The sequence below is a fragment of the Tessaracoccus lubricantis genome, assembly GCF_039544535.1.
Lineage (GTDB): Bacteria > Actinomycetota > Actinomycetes > Propionibacteriales > Propionibacteriaceae > Arachnia > Arachnia lubricantis.
The window spans coordinates 24,387-49,868 of record NZ_BAABLV010000017.1 but is presented as its reverse complement, the minus strand read 5'-3'; the positions used below and the strand labels follow the sequence as shown (position 1 = coordinate 49,868).

Genomic DNA, 25,482 nt, shown 5'->3' with positions numbered 1-25,482 from the left:
AAGGTGACGGCACACGCGTCACGGGCCAGTTTCAAGGAAGAAGACGGTCGCTATGGATACGACAGGCTCCAGTTCAGGAATGAGGCGCGCCCGCTGGGCGGCCCTCGCATTGGCGGGACTCACCGCCCTCGGGATCACCGGATGCTCGAGCGACGGCGCCCCACCCGGGGAGACCCACATCGGCGGGGAGGCCAACCTCCAGCTGCCCGACCTCGGCAGCGTCGACTTCCTGGGCATCCCAGGCTCCGCCCTCCTCGGCCTGGGCCTCATCGTCTGCGCGCTGGGGCTGGGCTTCGGCCTCATGACCTACACGCAGCTCAAGCGCATGCCCGCCCACACCGCCATGCGCGAGATCTCCGAGCTGATCTACACCACCTGCAAGGCCTACCTCAAGCAGCAGGGTCGTTTCCTCCTCGTGCTGTGGGCGTTCATCGCGGCCATCATCGTCTTCTACTACCTGTTCCTCGTCGGGTTCGGGGTGGGCAAGACCGCCATCGTCATCGCGTTCTCGCTGATCGGCATGGCAGGCTCCTACGGCGTGGCCTGGTACGGCATCCGCGTCAACACCCTGGCCAACTCCCGCACCGCCCACGCCGCCATCGGCGGCAAGCCCTACCCCTGCCACGACATCCCGCTGCGGTCCGGCATGAGCATCGGCATGGTGCTGATCTCCGTCGAACTGGCGATGATGCTCATCATCATGGTGTTCCTGCCCGGCGAGATCGCCGGTGCCTGCTTCATCGGCTTCGCCATCGGTGAGTCGCTGGGCGCGTCCGCGCTGCGCATCGCCGGCGGCATCTTCACCAAGATCGCCGACATCGGCGCCGACCTGATGAAGATCGTCTTCAAGATCAAGGAGGACGACGCCCGCAACCCCGGCGTGATCGCCGACTGCACGGGCGACAACGCCGGCGACTCCGTCGGCCCGTCCGCCGACGGCTTCGAGACCTACGGCGTCACCGGCGTCGCGCTCATCACCTTCATCCTCATCGGCGTGCCCGAGGTGTCGATGCAGGTCACGCTGCTGGTGTGGCTCTTCGTCATCCGCGCCGCCATGGTGGTGGCCTCCGGCATCTCGTACTTCGTCAACCACGCCTGGACCAAGGCGCGCTACGGCAACGCCGACGACATGGACTTCGAGGCCCCCCTCACCACGCTGGTGTGGATCACCTCCGCCGTCTGCATCGCCACGACGTTCCTCACCTCCATCCTCCTCATCGGCAACCTCGACGGCGGCCTCTGGTGGAAGCTGTCCCTCATCGTCAGCTGCGGCACGCTCGCCGGCGCCCTCATCCCCGAACTGGTCAAGGTCTTCACGTCCACCAGCGCCCGGCACACGCAGGAGGTCGTCATCTCCTCGAACAAGGGCGGACCGTCGCTGGGCATCCTGTCCGGCCTGGTCTCCGGCAACTTCTCCAGCTACTGGCTGGGCCTGGCGATCGCCGGCCTGATGGCCGTGGCCTACGGCATCTCCACGCTCGGCCTCGGCGACATCATGCTGGCACCGGCCGTGTTCGCGTTCGGCCTGGTGGCGTTCGGCTTCCTCGGCATGGGCCCGGTCACCATCGCCGTCGACTCCTACGGCCCGGTGACCGACAACGCCCAGTCGGTGTTCGAGCTGTCCACCGTCGAGGAGGACCCCAGCGCCTTCGACGAGCTGTCCACCGAGTTCGGCCGTGAGCCCAACTTCGAGCGGGCCAAGTACTTCCTCGAGGCCAACGACGGCGCGGGCAACACGTTCAAGGCGACGGCGAAGCCGGTGCTGATCGGCACCGCCGTCGTGGGCGCCACCACGATGATCTTCTCGATCATGATGGGGCTCACCGACGGCCTACAGAACGCGGAGGCGGTGCAGAACCTGTCGCTACTGCACGCCCCCTTCCTGCTGGGGCTGCTGGTCGGCGGCGCGGTGATCTACTGGTTCACGGGCGCCTCCATCCAGGCCGTCACCACAGGCGCCTACCGCGCAGTGGAGTTCATCGGGGCCAACATCAAGCTCGACGGCGTGACGCGCGCCAGCGAGAAGGACTCCTCGCGCGTCGTCCAGATCTGCACGCAGTACGCCCAGAAGGGCATGTTCAACATCTTCCTGGGCGTGTTCTTCGCCACACTGGCGTTCGCGTTCGTCGAGCCCTACTTCTTCATCGGCTACCTGATCGCCATGGCGCTGTTCGGCCTCTACCAGGCCATCTTCATGGCCAACGCGGGAGGCGCCTGGGACAACGCCAAGAAGCTGGTCGAGGTCGACCTCGACGCCAAGGGCACGGCGCTGCACGACGCCACGATCGTCGGCGACACCGTCGGCGACCCGTACAAGGACACCTCCTCGGTGGCGCTGAACCCGGTGATCAAGTTCACCACGCTGTTCGGGCTCCTCGCCGTGGAGTTGGCGGTCTCGCTCAACGCGCAGGGCGGCCAGGTCGTCACCTGGGTGCTGGCGGCGGTGTTCCTGGTGGTGTCGATGTACTTCGTGCATCGTTCGTTCTACGGCATGCGCATCAACGCCGACATCAACGAGATGGAGATCGAGCGCCCCTCCCAGGCAGTCGCACTCGACGCCTGAGACCCACAGCGAGCCGGTGCACGGCTCGGCACGCGGCCCGGACACCTGCCCCCCAGGTGGTCCGGGCCTCGCGTTGTCGGCCAAACGGCTGGACCGCAACCTATTGACGCTGACTTGGGCCTCAGACAAGAATTCCCTCATCGCTAGTGGAGGTCACCAGCGAAAGTGGATCGGGGGATCCCATGCGTTCGTTGTACAAGATCCTGGCCTTCGTGATCGTCGGCCTGGTCGCACTGCAAGCCGCCATGCACGCCTGGGCATCAGCCGGCGTCGTGGCATTCCTCTCCGGTGGCGGCACCTTCGACATGTCCGCCGACGGCCCGCCGCCGTTCCCGGAGGCCCTGGGCATCCTGGTCCACGGGCTCAACGGCATGTACGTCATCCCGGTGGTCGCGCTCGCACTCCTCGTGGTGGGCTTCCTCGCGAAGTTCGACGGCGCGGTGAAGTGGGCGGCCATCGTGCTCGCGCTGGTCATCGTCCAGGTGGCCCTCGGGTTCCTCGGCCACGGCATGACGATGATGGCGCTGCTGCATGGGGCCAACGCGCTACTGCTGGCCGTGGCCGCGTTCCACGCCGCCCGCCGGGCGTCGCGCGTGCCCACGGTGGTGACCGGGACCAGGACCGAAGACCTTCGTGTCCCTGCGTGACGGTCGCCGGCTGGCCCGCCTCACCGGGCTGGTCGCGCTCGTCGTGCTTCTGGTGGCAACCGGCTGGCTTTGGGGGGCCAGCCGGTTGCCGTCGTCGTATTCCGCCGCAGACATGGGGGTCGCCGACTGGGGAGGCGGCCCCCAACCTGACGCGCACGGCCAGGCGAGTGGGGTCGCCGTCGCCAGCCTCGACGGCGGACTCACCGCCGAGCCCGACGTCCGGGTGACGCTCACCGCCCGGGCCGAGCGGGTCACGCTCCCCGACGGCAAGGCCTTCGACGGCTTCACGCTCAACGGCAGCACGCCCGGGCCGGAGATCCGCGCCGTCGCCGGCCAGGTCGTCGAGGTGGTCCTGCACAACGAGGACGTCGACGGCGGCACCACGCTGCACTGGCACGGGCTCGACGTCCCCAACGCCATGGACGGGGTGGCCGGCGTCACGCAGGACGCCGTCCACCCGGGGGAGAGCTTCACGTACCGCTTCCGGGCCGAGCAGGTGGGCACGTTCTGGTACCACGCGCACCAGTTGTCGCACCGGCAGGTGCTGGGCGGGTTGCTGGGCGCCCTCGTGATCGAGCCCGAGGAGGCGCCGGCGGACGCCGTGATGCTGCTGCACACCTACCCCGGCACGTCGCGCACCGTCAACGGCACGCGCGAGGAGGTCCGCGTGGCCGCGCCGGACGGGGCCACGGTGCGCGTGCGGGTGGTCAACACCGACAACGCGCCCACCGTCGTGTGGGCGTCGGGCAGTTTCACGCTGGCGGCCATCGACGGTGTCGACGTCGTGGCGCCGACGCCCGTGGAGCACCGGAAGGTGACGGTCACCGGCGGGGGCCGCGCCGACCTCGAGGTGACCGCGCCCGCCCGCGTCCAGGCACCGGGCGTCACCCTGGTGGTGGGCGACGGTGCGCCGGGCGAGACGCCGGCGCCCGACGAGGAACTGGACCCACTCGGTTACGGCTCACCCGCACCATTGGGCTTCGACCCGGACGGGGCGGATCGGAACTTCACCTACGACATCGGCCGCCTCCCAGGCTTCCTGGACGGCGCGCCGGGCTACTGGTGGACCATCAACGGCCGCATGGGCAGGAACGTGCCCATGTACATGGTGCGCGAGGGCGACATCGTGCGCATGCGCATCAGCAACGGCAGCGGCGAGGTGCATCCCATGCACCTGCACGGCCACCACATGGTGGTGCTGGCACGCAACGGCGTGCCGGCGTCGGGTTCCCCCTGGTGGGTGGACTCCCTCAACGTGGAGCACGGCGACACGTTCGACGTCGCCTTCGTCGCCGACAACCCGGGCATCTGGATGGACCACTGCCACAACCTGCCGCACGCCCGCGAGGGTTTGATGACCCACCTCATGTACGACGGCGTGGCGCCGTCCTACCTGCTGGGGGCGCCGTCGGGCAACGAGCCGGAGTGATCAATCGGCGGGCAGTTCCTTGCGGCGCCACCGTCGGAACACGGCGATGAGTCCGCGCAGGCCATAGCCCACGACGCATGCCGTGACGAGGCCGAGCAGCCGGTTGACGTCGAAGCCACGCACCAGCACCTCCACCAATGCCAGGAGCCCGGCGAGGAAGACCACCTCGCCGATGATGCGCTGCGTGACGGTGGGCGTGGGGCGTGGTTGCACCCGTCGAGCCTAGTGGGTCAGTCGTTCTGGAACGGGCGCACCTCGACGGTGCGGTTGCAGCCGGTGGCCACTGCCCGCTTCGCCCACTCGAGCGCCGCGGCGTCGTCGTCCACGTCGAGGATCCAGAACCCGTTGATCTGGTCCGGGTAGTCCAGCACGGGGCCCTCGACCACGACACCCTCCTCCGTGACGTAGCGGGCCTCCGACGGTGGCGTGAGCCCGCCCGCGTACACCCAGACGCCGGCGTCCATCATCTCCTTGTTGAGCCGGCCCACCGTCTCGAAGATGTCCTGGATGTCGGCGCCCTCGGGGAAGGGGTCGCCGGCGTGGATGACTGAGAGCAAGAAGTGGGCCATGGCTTCTCCTGACGTGTGCGGGGCCGGTCCGGCCATCCCCCAGCCTCTCCCGCTGCGCGTGCTGCGTCAAGGGGTCAACCACGCACCGGCTGAGGGTTTCGTAGAATTGGGCACGAGCGACTCCCCGCCGCAGACGTCAGGAGTGACCATGTCCGAAGATCCCACCTCCAGCGCGCTGGCGCTGGCCCCCACCGGGCTGTTCATCGGCGGCCAGTGGCGGCCGTCGTCTTCCGGCGAGACGTTCCCGGTGCACAACCCGGCCACGGGCCAGGTGTTGACATCGGTGGCCTCGGCCACCCCGGAGGACGGGATGGCAGCGCTCGCCGCGGCCGACGCAGCAGCCGCGACGTGGGCGCGCACGCCGTCGCGGGAGCGCTCCGAGATCCTGCGCCGCGCCCACGGCCTGCTCATGGAACGGGCGGAGACGTTCGCCACGCTGATGACGCTGGAGATGGGCAAGCCCCTGGGCGAGGCCCGCGGCGAGGTGACCTACGGCGGCGAGTTCCTGCGCTGGTACGCGGAGGAGGCGGTGCGCATCAACGGCCGCTACACGCCGTCGCCCGAGGGCAACCTGCGGATCCTGACAGTGCGGCGGCCGGTGGGCACCTGCCTGTTCATCACCCCGTGGAACTTCCCGCTCGCCATGGCGACGCGCAAGATCGCGCCGGCGCTGGCGGCGGGGTGCACGAGCATCCTGAAGCCGGCCACGCTCACGCCGCTCACGTCGCTGGCATTCGTGAAGCTGCTGGAGGAGGCCGGCGTGCCGGAGGGAGTGGTGGGGATCATCCCGACGGAACACTCGTCGGAGGTGACCGGGCCGATGATCCGCGACCGTCGCCTGCGGAAGCTGTCGTTCACGGGCTCCACCGCCGTCGGGATGAAACTGCTGGAGGAGTGCGCCGCCAACGTGGTGCGCACCTCGATGGAGCTGGGCGGCTGCGCGCCGTTCGTCGTGTTCGACGACGCCGACCTGGCCAAGGCGGTGGAGTCGGCGTACCAGACGAAGATGCGCAACATGGGCGAGGCGTGCAACGCCTCGAACACGTTCTACGTGCAGGCGGGGGTCGCCGACGAGTTCGCGCGGCGGTTGGCTGAGCGCATGGGCGCGCTCACCGTCGGTGACGGGCTGGACGACCGCACCCACGTGGGACCGTTGATCTCGGCCGGCGCGCGCGAGGGGGTCGCCAGCCTCGTCGACGGTGCGGTGAAGGAGGGCGCGCGGCTGCTGACGGGCGGCTCCGCCGTCGACGGGCCGGGGTACTTCTACGCCCCCACGGTGCTGGCGGACGTGCCGGCCGACGCGGCGATCACGTCGTCGGAGATCTTCGGCCCCGTCGCGCCGGTGACGACGTTCGAGACCGAGGACGAGGTCGTCGAGCGGGTCAACGCGTCGCCGGTGGGGTTGTCGGGCTACGTGCACACCTCCGACATGGCCAGGGCGTGGCGGCTGACCGAACTGCTGGAGGTGGGGATGCTCGGCGTCAACGGCGGCACCATCTCGAACGCGGCGGCGCCGTTCGGTGGGGTGAAGCACTCGGGGCTGGGCCGCGAGGGCGGCCCGGAGGGCATCGAGGCGTACCTGGAGACGATCTACGTCGGCTTCCCGGACCCGTTCGCCTGAGCCCCCCGGGGCCTGCCTGTGGTTAGTTGAGGCCGACCAGGTCGCAGACGAAGATCAGCGTCTCGCCCGGGGCGATGACGCCGCCGGCGCCACGCTCGCCGTACGCGAGGTGCGAGGGGATGACCAGCTGGCGGCGGCCGCCCACCTTCATGCCCTGGATGCCCTTGTCCCAGCCCTGGATGACCTGGCCGATGCCCAGGCGGAACGACAGCGGCTCGCCGCGGTTCCACGAGGAGTCGAACTCCTCGCCGGAGCTGAACGCGACACCCACGTAGTGGACGTGCGCAACGTCGCCGGCAGCGGCGACGGCACCGTCGCCCTCCACGATGTCGGTCATCTCGAGATCTGCCGGGGGCTCGCCGCCCGGGAAGTCGATCTCCGGCTTCTCATTCATGTTTGCCATGCACACGACCCTACTTGTTTCCCGCCCCGGTGAGTACCTGGCGTGGGCGTGCTGCCGTGAGCAATTGGATGGGGTCACGGTGAGTTTGGGACGTCATTCTCGGCGTGTCGCGCCACGACCCCATCCAATTGCTCACGGGAACACAGCGCGGCGAGGGCGAGGAAGCCCAGGGCCCACCAGAAGTAGGCCCCGCCGACGACCTGCTGCAGCGGGGTCCACAGCGGGTTCTGCTCTGGCGGGTGGGGCAGCTCCCAGTGCGGTGCGTGCCTGAAGATCCACAGCCCGGCGGCGGTGAGGGCCGCCGCCGCCCAGGCAGGCCAGGGGCGGCGGAGTCGCCACAGCCACGCCGTCGTCAGCACCATCGCCGGCGCGGCCCAGACGAAGTGGTGGTCCCACGACACCGGCGAGGCCACCAATGCGTACACGCCGAGGACGACGGCGGGCGTGAGGTCGTCGCCGCGCTGCAGGAGTCGCCGGATGACGACGAGGCAGGCCAGCCCGATCACCACGCTGGCGATGAACCAGACCCAGGTGGCGGAGTCGCCCAACATGGCGCGGTGCAGCATGCCGTTGAGCGACTGGTTCGACGGGTACGCGGGTTCGCCGATCCGCTCCGAGGCCGGCAGCACGCGGGTCCAGTAGGCCCAGGAGTCGGCCGGCCTCAGCGCGAACCCGACGCCCGTGAACAGCAGCGCCGAGCCCACGCCGACGGCGAGCTGGCGCCAGTCGCGACGCATGAGGAACCACCCCAGGAAGACGGCGGGCGTGAGCTTGATGGCGAACGCCAGGCCGATCAGGGAGCCCTGCCACCACTTGCCGCGCCCCACGAGCAGGTCGACCATCACCAACGCCATGAGGACGGCGTTGATCTGCCCGAACTGCACAGTCTCGGCGAAGGGGTTGAGGTACAGCGCGATGCACCCCAGCGCGACGGTGAGCCAGACGGAGTCGCGCCGGTTGGCGCCGAGCTCGCGCACCACGAGGAAGAGCACCACCAGCATGGACGCCACGGTCAGCGCCGACAGCGTGACCGAGCCGGCCCGCCACGAGACGAACGTCAGCAGGGAGAAGATCGCCGCCGCGATGGGAGGGTAGGTGAACGGGAGGCTGATGCCGGCGACGGTCTCCGGCATCGTGCCGTACAGCTCGCCGCCGTCGCGGAAGACCTGCCCGCCGATGCGGTAGACGTCGAAGTCGATGCGGTACGGGATGAAGTCCTCGCCCGGGAAGCCGTAGAGCCAGCCGTAGACGAGCCAGCCCAGCCACACCACGGCAAGGCCGCGCAGGATCCAGGACTGGAGGTAGGTGTCGACGGCGCTCTGGAGGTATGGGCGGACGTCGGGCATGGCCGAATCCTACGGCCCCGGCGCCCGTTCGCCGCCGGTCCCGCCCGGCACAGGCACGTGCACTGCACGGCCGAAGTCGGGCCGCACACGGGGGCGGCAACGGGGGGCCGCAAATATCGCTACCAAAAGTGGGGGTCAGTGTGGATTATCCACACCGACCCCCCGTCCGCGGTAGGGATAAGTTCGGCAGGCCCGACGTGCCCGCCGTGCCCCACCCCTTCGGGCTCCCCGTGCCGCAGCCCGGGCCCACCGGAGCGCGACTTCGGTAGCCTGAGACCCGTGAGCATCCAGTGTCGTCCCATCTCGGCCGAGGAACACCTCGCCTTCATCGAGGCGCGGGGCTCCGCGTCATTCCTGCAGACCCCCGCCTGGGGCAAGGTGAAGCCGGAGTGGCGTTCGGAGTCAGTCGGCTTCTTCGTCGACGGCGACCTGACAGGCGTCGGCCTCATCCTCTACCGCCAACTGCCGAAGGTGAAGCGCTACCTCGCCTACCTCCCCGAAGGCCCGGTCCTCGACTGGGCGCGCGCCGACGTCAAGGAGCACCTCGACGCCCTGGTGGCGCACGCGAAGGGCCGCAAGGCGTTCGCGGTGCGGATCGGGCCGTGGCTCACCCACCGCCGTTGGACGGCGCAGAGCATCAAGGACGCCGTCGCCGACGACGACGTCACGCTCCTGTCGCAGCAGCAGCCCGATGAGACCACCCTCGTCGGCACGCGGGTGCGCAACGCGCTCCTGCACGGTGGCTGGGTCACCGACGAGAAGGGTGAGGGTTTCGCCGCCGGCCAACCCAAGTTCAACTTCCACCTCCCGTTGCGCCACGACGACGGCACCCAGAAGACCGACGACGAACTCCTCAAGGGCATGAACCAGCTCTGGCGGCGCAACATCAAGAAGGCCGACAAGGAGGGCGTCACGGTCCGCACCGGCACCCGCGCCGACCTCGCCGCCTTCCACCGCATCTACCTCGAGACGGCCAAGCGGGACGGCTTCACCGGCCGCAGCCTGTCCTACTTCGAGCTCATGTGGGACGCGCTCAACGCCGAGGACCCGGAGCGCATGAAGGTCTACCTCGCCGAGCACGACGGCGACCTCGTCGCCGCCACCACCATGGTCACCGTCGGCGACCACGCCTGGTACTCCTACGGTGCCTCCACCACGGCCAAGCGCGAGGTGCGCGGGTCCAACGCCGTCCAGTGGCAGATGATCCGCGACGCGAACGCCGCCGGCTGCGCCGTCTACGACATGCGCGGCATCGTCGAGGGCGTGGGCGCGGACCATCCCGAGATCGGCCTCATCCAGTTCAAGGTGGGCACCGGCGGCGAGGCCGTCGCCTACCTGGGCGAGTGGGACCGCGCCATCAACGGGCCCATCCACTGGGCCTTCAACCAGTACCTCAAGAGGCGATGACATGACGCTGACGCTGCACATCGACGCGCACCGCTGGCGCGCCCACCAGGACGCGTTCCAGCAGCAGGTGTCGGGCCTCGTGCCCGTCGCGAAGGGCAACGGCTACGGCTTCCGGCTGGGCGTTCTCGCGGCGGAGGCCGACAGGCTGGGCGCGCAGACGCTGGCCGTCGGCATCGCCGAGGAGGTGCAACAGGTGCGCGCCGGAGGCTGGCACCACGACATCGTCGTGCTCAACCCGTGGCGCCCGTTCGACGGCGCCGCCAGCGCCCTGCTCGACGACCCGAAGGTCATCACCACCGTCTCCCGGGTCGAGGACCTCCGCGCGCTCAGCCAGTCGCACCCAAGGGCCCGGGTGGTCGTCGAGATCGAGACCGCGATGCACCGCCACGGCCTCGACCCCCGGCAGCTGACCGCGGATACCTTCGGCGACCTCTGGTTCGAGGGGTGGGCCATCCATCTCCCGGCCGACGGTTCACTCACCGAGGCCAACCGCCTCGCGCAGACGGGGCTCGCCACCCGCACGGGCCCGGTGTGGGTGTCACACCTGAGCGTCGACGACTACCGCAGCTTCGCAGCCGGCCTGGACGTGCCGACGTTCCTCAGGGTCGGCACCCGCCTCTGGCTCGGCGACAAGCAGGCCTACCGCACCACCGCCACCGTCCTCGACGTGCACCGCATCAGGAAGGGCCACAAGCTCGGCTACCACGGCGTCGCGGCACCGAGGGACGGCTGGATCGTGATCGTCTCCGGCGGCACGGCGCACGGCGTCGCCCTGGCCGCCCCCGTGCCGCAGCGGTCCTGGAAGCAGCGGGGCGTCACCGTCGCGCAGGGGCTGCTGGACGCCGCCGGCCGCACGTTGTCGCCGTACCAGATCGGCGGCCGGAAACGCGCGTTCGCGGAGCCGCCGCACATGCACTCGTCGATGGTCTTCGTCCCAGGCGACGACTCGCACGTGAAGGTCGGCGACGAGGTGCCGGTCACCACCCGCATGACGACGGCGACCCCTGACCGGATCACTTGGCACTGACCCCTCGGCCCGTGGGGGTGGTGTGGCTGGCCCCCACCATTTGTGAAGATGGATCATGGCTGACAAGCGAAAGATCCTGATCACCGGAGCCACGGGCGGCATCGGGTTGCTCCTCGAGCAGCGACTCATGCCCGACTACGACGTGGTCTCCCACGGCCGCACCCCCGCCAACGACGAGCAGGCCAAGCGCCTCCACAAGGCAGACCTCGAGGACTACGACGAGGTGCGCGGCCTGATGGACGGCGTCGAGGTGGTGCTGCACCTCGCCGGGCAGGCTTCACCGGAGGCCGAGTGGGACGAGGTGGTGGGCCCCAACATCATCGGCCTGCGCAACGCGCTCGAGGCCGCCCGCGAGGCGGGGGTCCGGCGCTTCGTGTTCGCGTCGTCCAACCACGCCATGGGCATGTACGACCGCGACGAGGACTGGCCCGTCTACCCGCACCACCTGCCGCGCCCGGATTCGCTCTACGGCGTGTCGAAGGTCTTCGGGGAGGCCCTGGGCCGGTACTACCACGACAAGTTCGGCATGGAGTTCATCGCGCTGCGCATCGGCTGGTCCACCGACGACCCGCTCGCCGCCGACGAGGAACTGCTGCACGCGATGTGGCTCAGCAGCGACGACACCGAACAGGTCTTCCGCTGCGCCATCGAGGCCGAAGGCGTCGGCTACGGCCTCTACTACGCGATCTCCGACAACCCGAACCGGCGCTGGGACCTCACCAACACCATGCTCGACCTGGGCTACCGCCCCAAGGACTCCGTCGCGGACCTGAAGGACGAGAAGGTGGTGGCCGGCGGGAAGGACTCGCCCGACGACTGGCCCGAGGGCAGTTAGCCCACCTTGGCCGGCGTGGGGCGTTCGAAGCCGGCGAGGTAGTCCTCGTCCAGCGGGCCCGCCTCCGGCCCCGGCACCACGACGGCGACCTCGCCGTCGTTGAGCACCCCGCCGATCGGGTCCACCAGGTCTGGGGTGCGCAGCGCGTCGCGCGCGGGCTGGACGATGTCGGAGACCACCTCGGTCAGGATCCACACCTCGACGGCGACGTGCAGGATGATCGCCGCCCAGTAGAGCATGTAGGGCCCGTTCTGGTTGGTGGTGAGCCAGCCGCCCAGCCAGCCCCAGATCGCGATGTAGTACAGCACCTGCGTGAGCGCCAACGCGGCCATCTCCGGCTTGTACGGCCGGGCCACCACCAACGCGAGCAGCAGCCACAACGCCGACTGCGGCGGGTACGCGGGGCCCAGCAGCAACGTGGCGAAGATGACCACGGCCACCATCGAACCGACGCGTGGCCGCTTGCGTGTCACGTACAGGTACGCGATGAACGAGCCCAGCGCCAGCAGCAGCACCACGAACAGCAGCGAGCCCGACGAGCGGAGCTCGAGCCCGAACATCAGCTGCAGCACGTACCACAGCGACCCGTAGCTGGTCTCCCGGTTGATCTCGCCGTGGTAGTACATGTAGACGCGGTCGAAGTTCTGCATGAGCAGCGGCAGGTGAACCGCGAAGAACGTCACCAGCGCGGGCACGATGAACAGCAACGCCTTGCGCCACCCGCCCCTCAGCCCCGCGACCACCAGCACCGCGAGCACCACGCCGATCGGCATCGTCCCCGCCGACGCGGCCAGGCCCAGCACGATGCCGGCCTCCACCAGCCGGCCCCGGGCCACCTGCACGAGGCCGAGCGCGGTGAACGCCACCGGCACCAGGTCCCAGTTGACCAACCCCACGGCGAGCACCACGGGCGAGGCCGCCACCAGCAGCGCGTCCCACGACGGCCGGCCCGGGCGTCGGCGGCCGAGCCAGGCCACGCACGCGACGAGGACCAGGAAGCACGCGAAGAGCCCCACGGCCGTGATCGCGAAGAACGTCACGCTGGCGTCGACCTCGTTGGCCAGCGTCGCGCTGCGCCTGATCGGCGCGTCGAAGACGGCCGTCGCCGTCTTGCGGGTCACCAGGATCGCGGCGGCGATGAGCGGCGCGAACAGCATCGTCGCGCTGCCCAGCGGCGACTGCCCACGCCCGAAGCCCTGGCTCAGGAACGACGACTGGATGTCCGTGTAACACAGCATCTTGTACATGTCGATCTCCTGGTGCGCCGTGGTCTGCACGCAGGGGACGTGGCGCAGGAAGAGCACCAGGAACAGGCCGGTGGCAAGCAGGAACGCCCAAGGGAGCGGGTTGAACCAGAGTCCCCGCGGGGTGGCGTGACGGCCCATGGGGCCACCGAGGCCGGGCAGCAGCGCGTTCTTCACGCGCTCACTGTATCCGCTGGCTTCCTCAGGGCTGGGCGGTCTCCGCGTCCTGCGCAGCGGCGGTGTCCGTGGGGGTCGGCTCCGGCGGCGGGGCCACCGTCGCCTCCTCCGTCGGCACCGGTTCTGCCGTGGTGGCCGGCGGCTTCGTGGCGGCCGGGCGCGACGTCGCCTGCGTGGGAGTGGGGCGCGGCGCCTGCGTGGTGGCCGGAGGCGTCGTCGCGGGTGCCTGCGTGGTCTCGACGACGGTGGGCGTCGGCGACGGCGTCGGGGTCGGCGACTCCGACGGGGTCGGCGACGGGCTCGGCGTCGGCGAGGGCTCCTCGCTGGCCGGCGGTTCCGACTCGTCGGTGGTCTCGCCCTTCTCCGCCTTGATGTCCTTGGGCTCGTCGAACTCGAGCACCTCCATTCCCTCCGTGGCGCGCTCCATGAACGCCACCCAGGTCATCAGCGGGTAGCTCGAACCGAAGAACGTCGCGTCCTGGGGCCGCTTGTACGCCTGGAGGTCCTCGTTGCCGCCGTCGCCGGCGACGTACATCACCGCCGTCGAGAGCTGCTTGGTGTAGCCCACGAACCAGGCCGAGGTGATGGCGTCCTCGACGCCGTTGGTGCCGGTCTTGCCGGCGACGGGGCGGCCCAGCTCCTGGGCGCGACGGCCGGTGCCCTCCTCGACGACGGAGCGCAGCGAGTCGGTCACGTTGGCGGCCACGTTCGGGTCGACGGTCTGCTCGTTGGCGGGCTTGGCCTCGTAGAGGACGTCACCGTTGCGGTCGAGGACCTGCTTGACGATGTGGGTGCCGTTGCGCTGCCCGGAGTTGGCGAGCGTGGCGTAGGAGTTGGCCATGTCGAGCGGCTTGACCTCGCCGAAGCCGAGCGCGATGCGGTTGCCCGAGCTCTCCCACGCGGGGCCGGTGGGGGCGCCCGCGTCGTTGGCGGCCTTGATGACCTCCTGCTGGCCGTTGTCCATCTGCTCGGTGAGGTCGACGAACGCGGTGTTGATGGAGTCCGCCGTCGCCTTGCGCAGCGTCACGTCGCCGTACTGGTGGTGGAACTCGTTGCGCACCGGCTGGGTGTCACCTCGGGGGGTGAAGGTGTCGCCCTTGAGGACCGAGTTGAGCGAGAAGCCGTTGCGCAGGCCGGCGATCGTGGCGAACGGCTTGAAGGTCGACGCGGCGGGGCGCGGCGTCGTCGCCCAGTTGCGGGAGCTGGTCACGTAGTCCGGCCCGCCGTAGAGGGCCACGATCCCGCCGGTGGCGGTGTCGACCGACGAGATGGCGACGTGCAGCTTCGACGGGTCGGGGTTGCCCTCGGCGTCGGCCGCGGCCAGCGCGGTGTGGCGCTGCGCCTCCTGGATGGCGGCCTCCTGCATCGGCTTGTTCAACGTGGTGATGATCTTGAGCCCGCCGCCCTGGATCTGGCCCTCGTCGAAGCCGTTGGCCAGCAGCTCGTCCTCGACCATCTTGATGAGGAACCCCTTCGGGCCGCCGTAGCGGTTGTTGATCGGCACCTCGGGGAACGTCGGGAGCGCCGGGCGGGCCGCGTCGTGCTCGGCCTGCGAGATGGCGCCCATGTCGAGCATGCCGTCGAGCACGTACTGGTAGCGGCCGAGCAGGCGCTCCAGCTTCTCGGGGCCGCCCGACGGGTTGAACGCGGCCGGGTTGTTGAGGATGGCGGCCAGCGCGGCGGCCTCGGCGACGCTCAGGTCAGCGGAGTCCTTGAGGAAGTAGGACTTGGCGGCCGCCTGGATGCCGTAGGCACCCCGGCCGAAGTAGATGGTGTTGAGGTAGCCCTCGAGGATCTCCTCCTTCGGCATCTCCCGGCCCATCTTCGTGGCCAGGAACAGCTCGCGCACCTTCCGCGACAGGGTGCGGCCGGAGTCGAGGTAGAGGATCTTGATGTACTGCTGCGTGATGGTGGAGCCGCCCTGCACCTCGCCGCCCCGCGCGATCGACCACGCGCCGCGCAGCATGCCGGTCACCGAGAAGCCCGGGTCCTCCCAGAACGAGCGGTTCTCCGCTGCGATGACGGCGTCCTTCATCAGCTGCGGCATCTGGTCGTAGGGGATGGTGACGCGGTTCTGCACCGCGAGCGAGCCCAGCTGGTTCGCGCCGTCCTGGTAGTAGAGGAAGGTGGTGTTGGTGGTGAAGTCGGAGTTCGGGTCCGGCAGCTCGGTGGTGTTGTAGAGGTACGCGAAGCCGGCGATGCCGCTCAGGCCGCCGATGATGAACAGCACCAGGGCGGTGATGCCGATGCGGCCCCAGATCTTCCGGGCGCGCGACTTCTGCGCGGCCCTCCGGCCCGTCGGCCGCTTGGTGGCGCGCTTGGGGGTCTTCTTCCCAGTGGTTGCCATGTGTTCCTCTCGCAGGCGTGCACCGTGTCGACGTGCAGAAGTCGACCTTTCCAGAGTAGGCGGAGCGTCGGGCGAGACCGAATCGGCCTGGGGTCGCCGTCGGATGGACTCAGGTCTGGGGCGGGTCGCCGTCGGGTCGACTCAGGTAGCGCCGGGGGTCGACGGCGGTGCCACCCCGCCGGGCAGGATCGGGCCGCGGACCCCGGCCTCCGCGAGCGCCCGCTGGGCGCGGGCCCGCACCGCCCGCATCGGCGCCCACTGCTGGTTCGGGCCCGTCTTGATCAGCACCTGCACCGTCATGGTGCCGCCCTCCATCGCCCCCACGCCGAGCACCGACGGCGGCTCCAGCAACAGTTCGGCGAACTCCGGCTCCTCGTCCATCCGTCCGACGGCGGTGCGCAGCAGGTCCTGCACCCTCACCGGGTCCTCGTCGATGGCCACCGGCACGTCGATCGTCGCCGTGGAGTACCCCTGCGACACGTTGCCGAGCGTCAGCACCTCCCCGTTGCGCACGTACCAGACGGTGCCGGACGCGTCGCGCAGCTTCGTCACGCGCAGCGTCACCTCCTGCACCGTGCCGGTCAGTTCGCCGACGCGGATGAGGTCGCCCACGCCGAACTGGTCCTCGGCCAGCATGAAGATGCCCGACAGGTAGTCCTTGACCAGCGACTGCGCACCGAAGCCCAGCGCCACGCCGCCCACGCCGGCCGACGCGATCAGCGGCCCCATCGGCACCCCGAACGTGGCCAGCACCGTCAGCACGACGACCACCAGCAGCACGACGTCGACGATGTTGCGCAGCAGCGACCCCAGGGTCTCGACGCGCTGCCGGTGCCGCTCGGCGCTGACGCCGCTGGCCCGGGCGAGGATGCGTCGGGCGCGCCCGCCCAGGTCGTCGCCGACATCACGTTCCCGGCTCACCAACGACTTCACCGTCCGGCGGATCGCGAACACCAGCACGAGGCGCAACACCAGCGCGACGGCCACGACGATGCCGGTCAGCAGCAGCTTCTCCCAGAGATCAGGCATGCACCACATTGTGCCGGGCGGCACGACGACGGCGCCGCGCCACGCACCCGCAGGACAAGCCTTTTCACCCACTTGGGCCTAGCAAGGGGCGACTGCGGGGATTAGCGTGGAGAGACGATCACGAGAGGAGCGCCCCACCTGCAACACGCCGCCCTCTCCTGAGACCCCTCGCGGGGAGAGCGGGGGGACCGTGGCTCTCCCCGCGAGGCCTCGGCGGCGCGGAGGGTAGAATCGTCGCCCGTGCCCAGCTTGACCGCCGCCCAGACCAACGCGATGCAGGAACTCCTGCGCATCGCGCCAGTCATCGACGACCTCGGCCGGCTGTTCCGCCGGGCTGGCCACGACCTGTTCCTCGTCGGCGGCTCGGTGCGCGACGCCCTGCTCGGCCAACTCGGACACGACCTCGACTTCACCACCTCGGCCATGCCGGACCAGACCCACGCGCTGCTGAAGGAGTTCACGCCGTCGACGTGGGACATCGGCCGCGACTTCGGCACCATCGGCGCGATGAAGAGGGCCGACGGCAACGAGTGGCAGATCGAGGTCACCACGTTCCGCGCGGACATCTACCGCAGCGAGTCCCGCAAGCCCGAGGTGAACTTCGGCGACACCATCGACGGCGACCTCGTCCGCCGCGACTTCACCGTCAACGCCATGGCCATCAACGTGGCCACGCGCGAGTTCGTGGACCCCTACGGCGGCCTCGACGACCTGGCCGACGGCGTCATCCGCACGCCGGGTACCCCCGAGGCCAGCTTCTCCGACGACCCGCTGCGCATGATGCGGGCCGCGAGGTTCGCGTCGCGGCTCGGGTTCACCGTCGCCCCCGAGGTCGTCGCCGCGATGAAGGACATGGCGGACCGCATCCAGATCGTCTCGGCGGAACGCATCCAGGCCGAACTGACCGGCCTGCTGCTGACGGACCAGCCGCGGGAGGGCATCGACCTGCTCGTGCGCACCGGTGTCGCCGACATCATCCTGCCGGAGCTGCCGGCGCTGCGGCTGGAGGTCGACGAACACGCCCACCACAAGGACGTCTACGAGCACTCACTGACCGTGCTGGAGCAGGCCATCGAGCTGGAGAAGGACCGCGGGCACCAGCCCGACATCGTCAACCGGCTGGCGGCGCTGCTGCACGACATCGGCAAGCCCCCCACCCGACGCTTCGAGGGCTCGAAGGTCACCTTCCACCACCACGACGTCGTCGGGGCCAAGATGGCCACCAAGCGGCTCAAGGCGCTGACCTACCCCACCGCGGTGGTCAAGGCGGTGGCGAAGCTCATCGACCTGCACCTGCGCTTCCACGGCTACGCCGACGGCGAGTGGAGCGACTCCGCCGTGCGCCGCTACGTCCGCGACGCGGGCGACGAGCTGGAGCGCCTGCACATCCTCACCCGGGCGGACTGCACCACCCGCAACCAGCGCAAGGCCACCAAGCTGCGCCGCGCGTACGAGGAGCTGGAGTGGCGCATCGACGAACTGGCCGCGCAGGAGGAGATCAAGGCGCTGCGCCCCCACCTGGACGGTACGCAGATCATGGAGATCCTCGGCCTGGGCCCCGGCCGCGAGGTGGGCGAGGCCTACAGGTTCCTGCTCGAGCACCGCACGGAGCACGGCCCGATGGAGCACGACGCCGCCGTCGAGCTGCTGAAGAGCTGGTGGGCCGAGCGCCGTTCTGACTAGGATTCTGGACTTATTCGCGCCGGGTGCACCATGATGGGCCGGAGAGCAGGAGGGCCCATGACCAGCTGGAGCACCGCCGACGGTGTGCTGACCGGAGAGTACGCAGGCTGGGCGCTGGACAGCGCCACCGACGCCATCATCGTGATCGACGAGCAGGGCCTCGTGCGGGCCTGGAACCGGGCGTGCGTCGACCTGTTCGGCTGGTCGAAGGAGTTCGCGATCGGCCGCGACGTCGACTTCATGATCCCCGAGAAGCTCCGCGAGGCGCACCACCGCGGGTTCTCGTCGGCCATGGCACGCGGCGGGCTGGCCTCGGACGGTCAGGCGCGGCGCACCAAGTCGCTGCGCGAGGACGGCGTGAGCATCTACATCGAGATGACGTTCGCCGCGCTGCGCAACGACGAGGGCGTGATGATCGGCGCGGTCGCCGTCGCCCGGCCGCTGTCGGAGCGCGACATCCCCACGCACGGCCGCAAGCGCTACACCGGCCCCCTCGTGGACGTCACGTTCGATTCGGCGCTGTGCAACCACAACGGCCAGTGCGTGCGCAACATGCCGGAGGTGTTCGACACGAGTCGCCGCCCGTGGATCAATCCGGCGGTCGCCGACGCCGAACTGGCGCTGCGCCTCCGCACGACGGTGGGCAACTGCCCGACCGGGGCGTTGCAGATCGCGGAGGTCGGGGCGCCCGACGACGACCCGGCCGCCGGCTGAGCAGCTTCGGTCGCCTCCTGAACGGCAAGCCCTGCGAGCGGTCGAAGGACCATCCCGCTTCCTGAGCCGCGAGCCCTGCGAGCGGTCGAAGGACCCGCAAGATCACACACACGCCCGTCACCACGCCTGGCGCCCTTCGACCGGGCGCGGGGCGCCCGGCTCAGGGAACAATCCCGCTTCCTGAGCCGCGAGCCCTGCGAGCGGTCGAAGGACCCGCAAGATCACACACACGCCCGTCACCACGCCTGGCGCCCTTCGACCGGGCGCCGGGCGCCCGGCTCAGGGACCAATCCCGCTTCCTGAACCGCGAGCCCTGCGAGCGGTCGAAGGACCCACAAGATCACACACACGCCCGTCACCACGCCTCGCGCCCTTCGACCGGGCGCGGGGCGCCCGGCTCAGGGACCAATCCCGCTTCCTGAGCCGCGAGCCCTGCGAGCGGTCGAAGGACCCACAAGATCACAAACACGCCCGTCACGCCTGGCGCCCTTCGACCGGGCGCCGGGCGCCCCGGCTCAGGGACCAATCCCGCTTCCTGAACCGCGAGCCCTGCGAGCGGTCGAAGGACCCACAAGATCACACACACGCCCGTCACCACGCCTCGCGCCCTTCGACCGGGCGCCGGGCGCCCGGCTCAGGGAACAATCCCGCTTCCTGAGCCGCGAGCCCTGCGAGCGGTCGAAGGACCCGAAAGATCACAAACACGCCCGTCACGCCTGGCGCCCTTCGACCGGGCGCGGGGCGCCCGGCTCAGGGAACAATCCCGCTTCCTGAGCCGCGAGCCCTGCGAGCGGTCGAAGGACCCGCAAGATCACACACACGCCCGTCACCACGCCTCGCGCCCTGCGAGCGGTCGAAGGACCCACAAGATCACACACACGCCCGTCACCACGCCTCGCGCCCTGCGACCGGGCGCTGGGCGCCCGGCTCAGGGTGCTTCCTTCGTGGGATGTTCGCTAGCGCTCACGATCCCCTCAGGAACCAAACATCACGATGTTGTTGAACACCCACTCGTTCGACTGGCTGAAGGCGTAACCACCCTCAGGTTTCGCGGTGGCCGCGTACACCGTCGTCATCGTGTAGCTCCGGCAGGCACCGCGACCCGTGGCCAAGGTGTCGCACTCCGTGCGCCACTGCCGACCACCAGAGGTGAACTCACCGGCGACACCCAAGGGATTGGCCCGCCACGCCTCACGCGACATGAACGGCAGGTATGTGAGGTTGTTGAACGCCCACCCGCTCTCCCGCACGAACTTCCCGTCCACCACCCTGACCACGGTGGCCCAGATCTCGGTGCGGCACCGCTCGGTCTGTGAGTAGGACTCACAGGTGGTGTTCCAGTCCCTGCCGCCGACCAGGTGATGCCCCGGCAGCGTGTAGGGAGGGGTCCGGACGAAGCCCGGCTTCGTCGGGGTCGGCTTCGGGCTGGGCGTCACCGTCGGCTTCGCGCTGGGCGTCACGGTCGGCTTCGCGCTCGGCGACTTCGTCGGCTCGGGCGAGACAGACGGCGACGGCGACTCGGTCGGCACCACGCCGTCCCACGGCGACACCACCAGCTCGGTCACGCTCACCGGCCCGCCGTCGAACACGAGCCGCGCGGCGGTGACCTGGCCGCCCACCACGCCCTCGAACCACGGCGACGACAACTCGCCCACGACGACCCACTCGCCGTCCGCGAACGCCTCGACGGTGCCGCTCAGCTGGGCGCCCACCACGCGGATCCGCGCGTTGGTCAGCGGCTCGTCGAGGCCGCGGGACAGGTACTCGCCCGCCTCCGCCGTGCCCTCGAGCGCCGTCTGCAGGTTGGCGTCGACCGCGGCCACGGCGTTGGTGCCGGGGACGGTGCTCTCCAGCTCGGCGCTCGGCGGCACGACGCGGAACTCGCGGACCTTGATCCACTGCGCGCCGGGGTTGGGCCCCGTGGCCCGCACCCGCACGTACCGTGCCTGCACCGGCTGCTGGAACGAGGCCGCGATGACCACTTGGTCGGTGAACTCCCCCGCAGACGTCCACGACGACCCGACGGTGGAGTATTCGAGCGCGGCGCGGTAGAACATGTCGCCCCGAGTGTTGTCTGCGTCGGCCTGGTGCACCGACACCGCCCCGACCTCCTGCACCGATCCGAGGTCGACCTGCACCCAGTCGCCCGTCGACGGCGCGGCGTTGGACCACCAGTACGAGCCCAGGTCGCCGTCGGTCATGCGCGCGACGGCGTAGTCCTGCCACTGCCCCAGCGCCGCCGAGCGGGAGGCCGTGGCCGGCAGCGAGCCGGACTGGTGTCCCGACGCCCCCAGCCACGTCAGGTACCGGCCGTAGGCGTCCTGCAGGAATGTGTCGAATCGGGTGTCGCCCACCTTCGGGATGTACTTGTCCGCCACCGGCGTCAGGCCGTCGAGCCCGTCGACGCGGTAGGTCGAGGCGGCCTTGTGCCGCTCGGCCGCGGAGGCCAGGAACGACGCGGCGGCGCCGGCCCCGTCGTCGTCGTGCAGCGCCTCGAGCCCGGCGATGGCCTCGCCCATGGCCGTGGCCCACTCGGCGGCGGCCTGGATCCAGGGCAGCGAATCGTCGTAGAACCCTCGCATCGCCATGCCCGCCAGCGACTCCTCCAGCCCGGCGATCACGGCCAACCGCGCCTTCAGCGGCGCGGCGCCCGCCGTGGTGCCCGCCTCGTACGCGGCCCAGAAGTCGACGATGTCGGCGCCCAGGGCGGGCGCCTGCGGCGACGTCGGACGGTACGGCTGCCAGTCCTGGTTGAGGTCGACGAACACCTCGAGCGCGTCCCGCATGGCCGGGTCGTCGCCGGCGAGTTCGTCGAGGATGCGCGCCAGGGTGACCTGCGGGTCGTACGCCGGCCCGTTCCACGTGTAGTCGGCGTAACCGGCCAGCGCGATCATCGACGCGTAGGACTGCACCATCGGGTTCGACGTGAACCCGTCGAGGTGCTGGTACAGGTCGGCGGCCCGCCCGTCGAGCGGGTTGAGGAACAACCGGTCGGGCTGCCCGTCGTTGACCGGGAAGTTGTCCCAGATGTAGAGGTGCTCGGTGTTGTAGGTCGTCTTCGCGCGCTCAGCCGACTCCATCGTGATCTGGTCGGAGAACACTCCCTCGCCGGTCCACTGCATGATCAGTGAGTCGTCGGCCTGCGTGCCGAACTCCAGCTTGTACGCGTCCGGCGCGGAGCCCGCATAGTTGGTGGGCACCGTCTGCAGCGGCTCCAGGCCGTTCGGCTTGATGAACTCGTTGATCACGCGGTTGAGGTAGTAGGCCTGGCCCTCGGCCAGCTTGCGGAAGCCGGGCAGCGTGAAGCGCTGGAGGTCCTGCTGGCACTTGAGGTACGGGTCGATGTCGTCGAGCGCGATGTAGAACGAGCGCACCCCGATGGCGCGCAACTGCTCGAACTTGGCGATCGTCGCGACGAAGTCGCTGTCCAGCGAGTAGCAGATGTCGTTGCCCGGCGACAGCGCGAACACGAACTCGACGTGGTGGTCCCGCGCCGTGGTGACCAGTTCCCGCAGCTGGTCGAGTTCGGGCTGCGGGTACAGCGTGCGCCACTGGCTGCGCAGGTACGCGTCGTCCTTCGGCGTGTAGATGTAGGTGTTCATCTTGTGGTCGCCGTAGAACTCGAACTGGTCCAGCCGCGCCTGGTGCGACCACGGGATCCCGTAGAAGCCCTCGATTCCTCCGCGGATCGGCATCAACGGCCAGTCGCGCACCGTCGCCGCCACCATCGTGGAGCCCTGGATGAGCTGGGCGAAGGTGTCGACGGAGTGGAACAGGCCGCGCGCGGTGGCGCCCTCGAGGAGGACGGTGGGTCGGCCGCCGACGGTGCCGTTGGCCACCACGTACCCCTCGGGGCCGAGGTCGGAGGCGTCAGCGACCCCCAGCTGGGCGGCGACTGCCTGCGTCGCCGGCCCCGTCTCCGAGAAGTGGATGACCGTCCCGGCTGCGGGTGGTTGCGTGGCCCACGTCACCGTCGCGCCGACGGCTGCGAGCACCTCGGCGAGTCCTCGCCTGGCGGGCGGGTCCACGTCCTGCGGGGCGACGACGGTGACCGCACCGCCCAGGTCGACGGCGACGCCGTCGTGGGTGATGGACTGCGGCGTGGGGAGCACCACCGGTTCGGCGGCCCGGGCGGGGCTGGTGCCGGCTGCGACGATGAAGCCAGCCACCAGCGACGCTGCGGCGGACAGGGCAAGGGTTCTGCGCACTACGACCTCCTGGTTCCTGCCATCCTCGGGGCAGGCCCGGGGCAGGAACAGGAACGGTGGAGTCTTCGAGCAGGCGTGGTGAGCGTTTGCGGCCCGCGAGTCGGCCGCCGTCGGCCCCATGGAACGATGGCCGACGGGGCCTCACCCCTCACGGTGTCTGGACCACCCCCCCAATGTTCTGCGGTCCAGCACCACCATCATCTCCGCTCCGTGGCCGCCGAGACGGCTGTTCGGGGATTTGGGTTGTACGAAGTTGTTCGGTTTCCCTCAGCGCCTAGTCAGAGGCCCATTGCCCCGAGGCGTTCGGAGGGAGCCGAGCACCGGGGTGAGCAAAAAAACAAGGGCCCTGGTATACCAGGGCCCTTGTCAGCGCGATTTGCAGGGTCAGCGCTCGTTGATCGGCAGGTAGTCGCGCTCCTTCTCACCCACGTAGATCTGCCGCGGGCGGCCGATCTTCCGGTTCGGGTCAGCGTGCTGCTCGCGCCACTGCGCGATCCAGCCGGGCAGGCGGCCCAGGGCGAACAGGGCGGTGAAGTGCGACGCCGGGAAGCCCATCGCCTCGTAGATGAGGCCGGTGTAGAAGTCGACGTTGGGGTAGAGCTTGCGCTCGATGAAGTAGTCGTCGCTGAGCGCGGTCTGCTCCAGCTCGAGCGCCATGTCGAGCAGGTGGTTGTTCTTGTCGGAACCGCGCAGCAGCGTGTCGGCGTGGCCCTTGATGATCTTGGCCCGCGGGTCGTAGTTCTTGTAGACGCGGTGGCCGAAGCCCATCAGCTTCACGCCGGACTTCTTGTCCTTGACCTGGGCGACGAAGTCCTTGATGTTGAGGCCCTCGGCACTGATCTCGCGCAGCATCTCGAGCACCGCCTGGTTGGCGCCGCCGTGCAGCGGGCCCGACAGGGCGGCCACGCCGGAGCTCATCGACGCGTAGATGTTCGCGTCCGCCGAACCCACGAGGCGCACCGTCGAGGTGGAGGCGTTCTGCTCGTGGTCTGCGTGGAGGATGAACAGCGTCTCGAAGGCCCGTACGACGTCGGGGTCGATCTCGTACTCCTCCATCGGGGTGCCGAAGGAGAGGCGCAGGTAGTTCTCGACGTAGCCGAGCTTGGTCTGCGGGTAGAGGAACGGGGCGCCGATCGAGGACTTGTAGGCGTACGCGGCCAGCGTCGGCATGGAGCCGAGCAGGCGCAGCGAGGACTCCTCCACGTGCTCCGGGTTGTGCACGTCGAGGTGGTCGCGGTGGAACGCGCCGAGCGCCGTGACGCCGGCCGCCAGCACCTGCATGGGGTGCGCGCCGCGCGGGAAGCTGCGGTACAGCTCGCGGAGGCGCTCGTCGAGCATCATGCGGCGCGAGATCTTGCCGTAGAAGTCGTCGAGTTGGGTCTGGGTGGGCAGTTCGCCGTAGATCAACAGATAGGCCACCTCGATGAACGTGGCCTTCTCGGCGAGCTGCTCGATCGGGTACCCCCGGTACTGGAGGATCCCCTTGTCACCGTCGATGAACGTGATGGCCGAGGTACACGACGCTGTGTTCACGAATCCAGGGTCAAGGGTGGTGACGCCAGTCTGTGCCAGGAGCTTGCTGATGTCGAAACCGTTGTTTCCCTGCGTGGCCTCCACGATCGGCAGATCGAGTTCGAGATCCCCGTACTTGAGGACTCCGTTGTCGGTCATGCGTATGCCTTTCCTCTTTGCTCCCGTGCGACCGTCGTGGGCGCCGGTGTGGGTTCCTATGGCTGCGAGCCCACCTTACAACTTGGATCGAGTCCACAAAATCGATCGTCCAAGTCTGGTGGGGTCCCACCAAAACGAAGGGCCCACCCCCTCCGGAGTGGACCCTTCCTTGTGGTAAATGAATCAGAGACCCTCGTGCGATTCCGCACGGTGCACCGTCTCACCGGTGTGCGGGTCCTGGAGCGTGCGAGACTCCGTGACCCGGCTGCGCTGGGATGCGATGAGCGCCCAGATGAGTCCGATCACGCCGGCGGCGATCAGGATGTAGCCGATCATGTCGAGGCTGACGTAAGGAACGTCTGCGTCGACGGCCCACACCAGGATGGCGCCGATGGCCATGAGGACGATGGCAGAACCGATTCGCATGATGATTCCTCCTTGTTTCCTTTCGCGTGGACGGTGGCCCACACAAATCACCGTAACGTCTTTTGAGGAGCACGTATACGGGCAATTCGACACACTTTCGGGTGTGTTGCCGGCACTTCACTGAAAGTTGACCGTT

At 69.4% G+C, this 25,482-nt stretch carries 19 protein-coding genes; 9 read left to right on the top strand and 10 right to left on the bottom strand.

Annotation, left to right across the window (positions count from 1 at the left end; all coding sequences use genetic code 11):
* Nucleotides 1-79: 79 nt before the first annotated feature.
* From ABEA30_RS04995 to ABEA30_RS04985, 3 genes are all read left to right on the top strand, one after another.
* The gene (locus tag ABEA30_RS04995; protein WP_345579885.1) at nt 80-2,563 is read left to right on the top strand and encodes a sodium-translocating pyrophosphatase; all 2,484 of its coding nucleotides are present in this window, start codon (nt 80-82) and stop codon (nt 2,561-2,563) included.
* A 182-nt stretch (nt 2,564-2,745) separates the two neighbouring features.
* A complete protein-coding gene (locus ABEA30_RS04990) occupies nt 2,746-3,210 on the top strand; it encodes a hypothetical protein (protein ID WP_345579882.1) in 465 nt (154 codons plus the stop codon).
* Entirely contained in the window at nt 3,197-4,639 is a 1,443-nt protein-coding gene (locus ABEA30_RS04985; RefSeq protein WP_345579880.1) for a multicopper oxidase family protein, read from the top strand. The genes ABEA30_RS04990 and ABEA30_RS04985 overlap by 14 nt, the downstream gene beginning before the upstream one ends.
* Here ABEA30_RS04985 and ABEA30_RS04980 read toward each other — a convergent pair whose 3' ends face one another.
* Both ABEA30_RS04980 and ABEA30_RS04975 read right to left on the bottom strand, forming a co-directional pair.
* Nucleotides 4,640-4,852 carry a hypothetical protein gene (locus ABEA30_RS04980; protein ID WP_345579879.1) on the bottom strand — a complete coding sequence of 71 codons (213 nt, stop codon included), beginning with the start codon at nt 4,850-4,852 and terminating at the stop codon, nt 4,640-4,642.
* A 17-nt stretch (nt 4,853-4,869) separates the two neighbouring features.
* Complete coding sequence (locus ABEA30_RS04975; RefSeq protein ID WP_345579876.1) at nt 4,870-5,208, bottom strand: YciI family protein; 339 nt, start codon at nt 5,206-5,208, stop codon at nt 4,870-4,872.
* A gap of 148 nt (nt 5,209-5,356) precedes the next feature.
* Here ABEA30_RS04975 and ABEA30_RS04970 point away from each other — a divergent pair, with 148 nt between their 5' ends.
* A complete protein-coding gene (locus ABEA30_RS04970; RefSeq protein ID WP_345579873.1) occupies nt 5,357-6,829 on the top strand; it encodes an NAD-dependent succinate-semialdehyde dehydrogenase in 1,473 nt (490 codons plus the stop codon).
* 22 nt (nt 6,830-6,851) lie between these two features.
* Here the strand turns inward: ABEA30_RS04970 and ABEA30_RS04965 are convergent, their stop codons facing one another.
* Nucleotides 6,852-7,223: an FKBP-type peptidyl-prolyl cis-trans isomerase gene (locus ABEA30_RS04965; protein ID WP_345580163.1), complete on the bottom strand. Its 372-nt coding sequence runs from the start codon at nt 7,221-7,223 to the stop codon at nt 6,852-6,854.
* Between the two features lie 83 nt (nt 7,224-7,306).
* Nucleotides 7,307-8,578: a glycosyltransferase family 87 protein gene (locus ABEA30_RS04960; RefSeq protein ID WP_345579871.1), complete on the bottom strand. Its 1,272-nt coding sequence runs from the start codon at nt 8,576-8,578 to the stop codon at nt 7,307-7,309.
* A 279-nt stretch (nt 8,579-8,857) separates the two neighbouring features.
* On the opposite strand from ABEA30_RS04960, the gene ABEA30_RS04955 reads away from it, so the two are divergent.
* The 3 genes from ABEA30_RS04955 to ABEA30_RS04945 are packed head-to-tail and all read left to right on the top strand — an operon-like array spanning nt 8,858 to nt 11,847.
* Complete coding sequence (locus tag ABEA30_RS04955) at nt 8,858-9,985, top strand: lipid II:glycine glycyltransferase FemX (protein ID WP_345579868.1); 1,128 nt, start codon at nt 8,858-8,860, stop codon at nt 9,983-9,985.
* 1 nt (nt 9,986) lies between these two features.
* On the top strand, nt 9,987-11,012 hold the full coding sequence (locus ABEA30_RS04950) for an alanine racemase (protein ID WP_345579865.1): 1,026 nt from the start codon (nt 9,987-9,989) through the stop codon (nt 11,010-11,012).
* Nucleotides 11,013-11,067: 55 nt separating this feature from the next.
* Nucleotides 11,068-11,847: an NAD(P)-dependent oxidoreductase gene (locus tag ABEA30_RS04945; RefSeq protein ID WP_345579862.1), complete on the top strand. Its 780-nt coding sequence runs from the start codon at nt 11,068-11,070 to the stop codon at nt 11,845-11,847.
* Here the strand turns inward: ABEA30_RS04945 and ABEA30_RS04940 are convergent.
* The 3 genes from ABEA30_RS04940 to ABEA30_RS04930 form a co-directional block, all read right to left on the bottom strand.
* Complete coding sequence (locus ABEA30_RS04940; RefSeq protein WP_345579859.1) at nt 11,844-13,268, bottom strand: glycosyltransferase 87 family protein; 1,425 nt, start codon at nt 13,266-13,268, stop codon at nt 11,844-11,846. The two genes, ABEA30_RS04945 and ABEA30_RS04940, sit on opposite strands and share 4 nt — an antisense overlap.
* A gap of 25 nt (nt 13,269-13,293) precedes the next feature.
* Entirely contained in the window at nt 13,294-15,615 is a 2,322-nt protein-coding gene (locus tag ABEA30_RS04935) for a transglycosylase domain-containing protein (protein ID WP_345579856.1), read from the bottom strand.
* Nucleotides 15,616-15,756: 141 nt separating this feature from the next.
* Nucleotides 15,757-16,644, bottom strand: a complete 888-nt coding sequence (locus ABEA30_RS04930; protein ID WP_345579853.1) for a mechanosensitive ion channel family protein — start codon at nt 16,642-16,644, stop codon at nt 15,757-15,759.
* A gap of 273 nt (nt 16,645-16,917) precedes the next feature.
* On the opposite strand from ABEA30_RS04930, the gene ABEA30_RS04925 reads away from it, so the two are divergent.
* Together ABEA30_RS04925 and ABEA30_RS04920 are read left to right on the top strand one after the other, a co-directional pair.
* Nucleotides 16,918-18,327, top strand: coding sequence for a CCA tRNA nucleotidyltransferase (locus tag ABEA30_RS04925; protein ID WP_345580160.1), 1,410 nt, complete (start codon nt 16,918-16,920; stop codon nt 18,325-18,327).
* 57 nt (nt 18,328-18,384) lie between these two features.
* A complete protein-coding gene (locus ABEA30_RS04920) occupies nt 18,385-19,041 on the top strand; it encodes a (4Fe-4S)-binding protein (protein WP_345579850.1) in 657 nt (218 codons plus the stop codon).
* Nucleotides 19,042-20,015: 974 nt separating this feature from the next.
* Here the strand turns inward: ABEA30_RS04920 and ABEA30_RS04915 are convergent.
* The 3 genes from ABEA30_RS04915 to ABEA30_RS04905 form a co-directional block, all read right to left on the bottom strand.
* Nucleotides 20,016-23,249 (bottom strand): beta-N-acetylglucosaminidase domain-containing protein, encoded by a 3,234-nt coding sequence (locus ABEA30_RS04915; protein ID WP_345579847.1) that lies wholly within the window; start codon nt 23,247-23,249, stop codon nt 20,016-20,018.
* A 384-nt stretch (nt 23,250-23,633) separates the two neighbouring features.
* Entirely contained in the window at nt 23,634-24,920 is a 1,287-nt protein-coding gene (locus ABEA30_RS04910) for a citrate synthase (RefSeq protein WP_345579844.1), read from the bottom strand.
* A 183-nt stretch (nt 24,921-25,103) separates the two neighbouring features.
* Nucleotides 25,104-25,346, bottom strand: coding sequence for a DUF6458 family protein (locus ABEA30_RS04905; protein WP_345579841.1), 243 nt, complete (start codon nt 25,344-25,346; stop codon nt 25,104-25,106).
* Nucleotides 25,347-25,482: the final 136 nt, after the last annotated feature.

Excerpts from the sequence above, each read along its gene's own strand:
- ABEA30_RS04905 (WP_345579841.1), bottom strand. The coding sequence starts at position 25,346 with ATGCGAATCGGTTCTGCCATCGTCCTCATGGCCATCGGCGCCATCCTG.
- ABEA30_RS04925 (WP_345580160.1), top strand. The coding sequence starts at position 16,918 with ATGCAGGAACTCCTGCGCATCGCGCCAGTCATCGACGACCTCGGCCGG.
- ABEA30_RS04950 (WP_345579865.1), top strand. The coding sequence starts at position 9,987 with ATGACGCTGACGCTGCACATCGACGCGCACCGCTGGCGCGCCCACCAG.
- ABEA30_RS04945 (WP_345579862.1), top strand. The coding sequence starts at position 11,068 with ATGGCTGACAAGCGAAAGATCCTGATCACCGGAGCCACGGGCGGCATC.
- ABEA30_RS04935 (WP_345579856.1), bottom strand. The coding sequence starts at position 15,615 with ATGGCAACCACTGGGAAGAAGACCCCCAAGCGCGCCACCAAGCGGCCG.
- ABEA30_RS04970 (WP_345579873.1), top strand. The coding sequence starts at position 5,357 with ATGTCCGAAGATCCCACCTCCAGCGCGCTGGCGCTGGCCCCCACCGGG.
- ABEA30_RS04990 (WP_345579882.1), top strand. The coding sequence starts at position 2,746 with ATGCGTTCGTTGTACAAGATCCTGGCCTTCGTGATCGTCGGCCTGGTC.
- ABEA30_RS04910 (WP_345579844.1), bottom strand. The coding sequence starts at position 24,920 with ATGACCGACAACGGAGTCCTCAAGTACGGGGATCTCGAACTCGATCTG.
- ABEA30_RS04965 (WP_345580163.1), bottom strand. The coding sequence starts at position 7,223 with ATGAATGAGAAGCCGGAGATCGACTTCCCGGGCGGCGAGCCCCCGGCA.
- ABEA30_RS04995 (WP_345579885.1), top strand. The coding sequence starts at position 80 with ATGAGGCGCGCCCGCTGGGCGGCCCTCGCATTGGCGGGACTCACCGCC.
- ABEA30_RS04975 (WP_345579876.1), bottom strand. The coding sequence starts at position 5,208 with ATGGCCCACTTCTTGCTCTCAGTCATCCACGCCGGCGACCCCTTCCCC.
- ABEA30_RS04960 (WP_345579871.1), bottom strand. The coding sequence starts at position 8,578 with ATGCCCGACGTCCGCCCATACCTCCAGAGCGCCGTCGACACCTACCTC.
- ABEA30_RS04930 (WP_345579853.1), bottom strand. The coding sequence starts at position 16,644 with ATGCCTGATCTCTGGGAGAAGCTGCTGCTGACCGGCATCGTCGTGGCC.
- ABEA30_RS04920 (WP_345579850.1), top strand. The coding sequence starts at position 18,385 with ATGACCAGCTGGAGCACCGCCGACGGTGTGCTGACCGGAGAGTACGCA.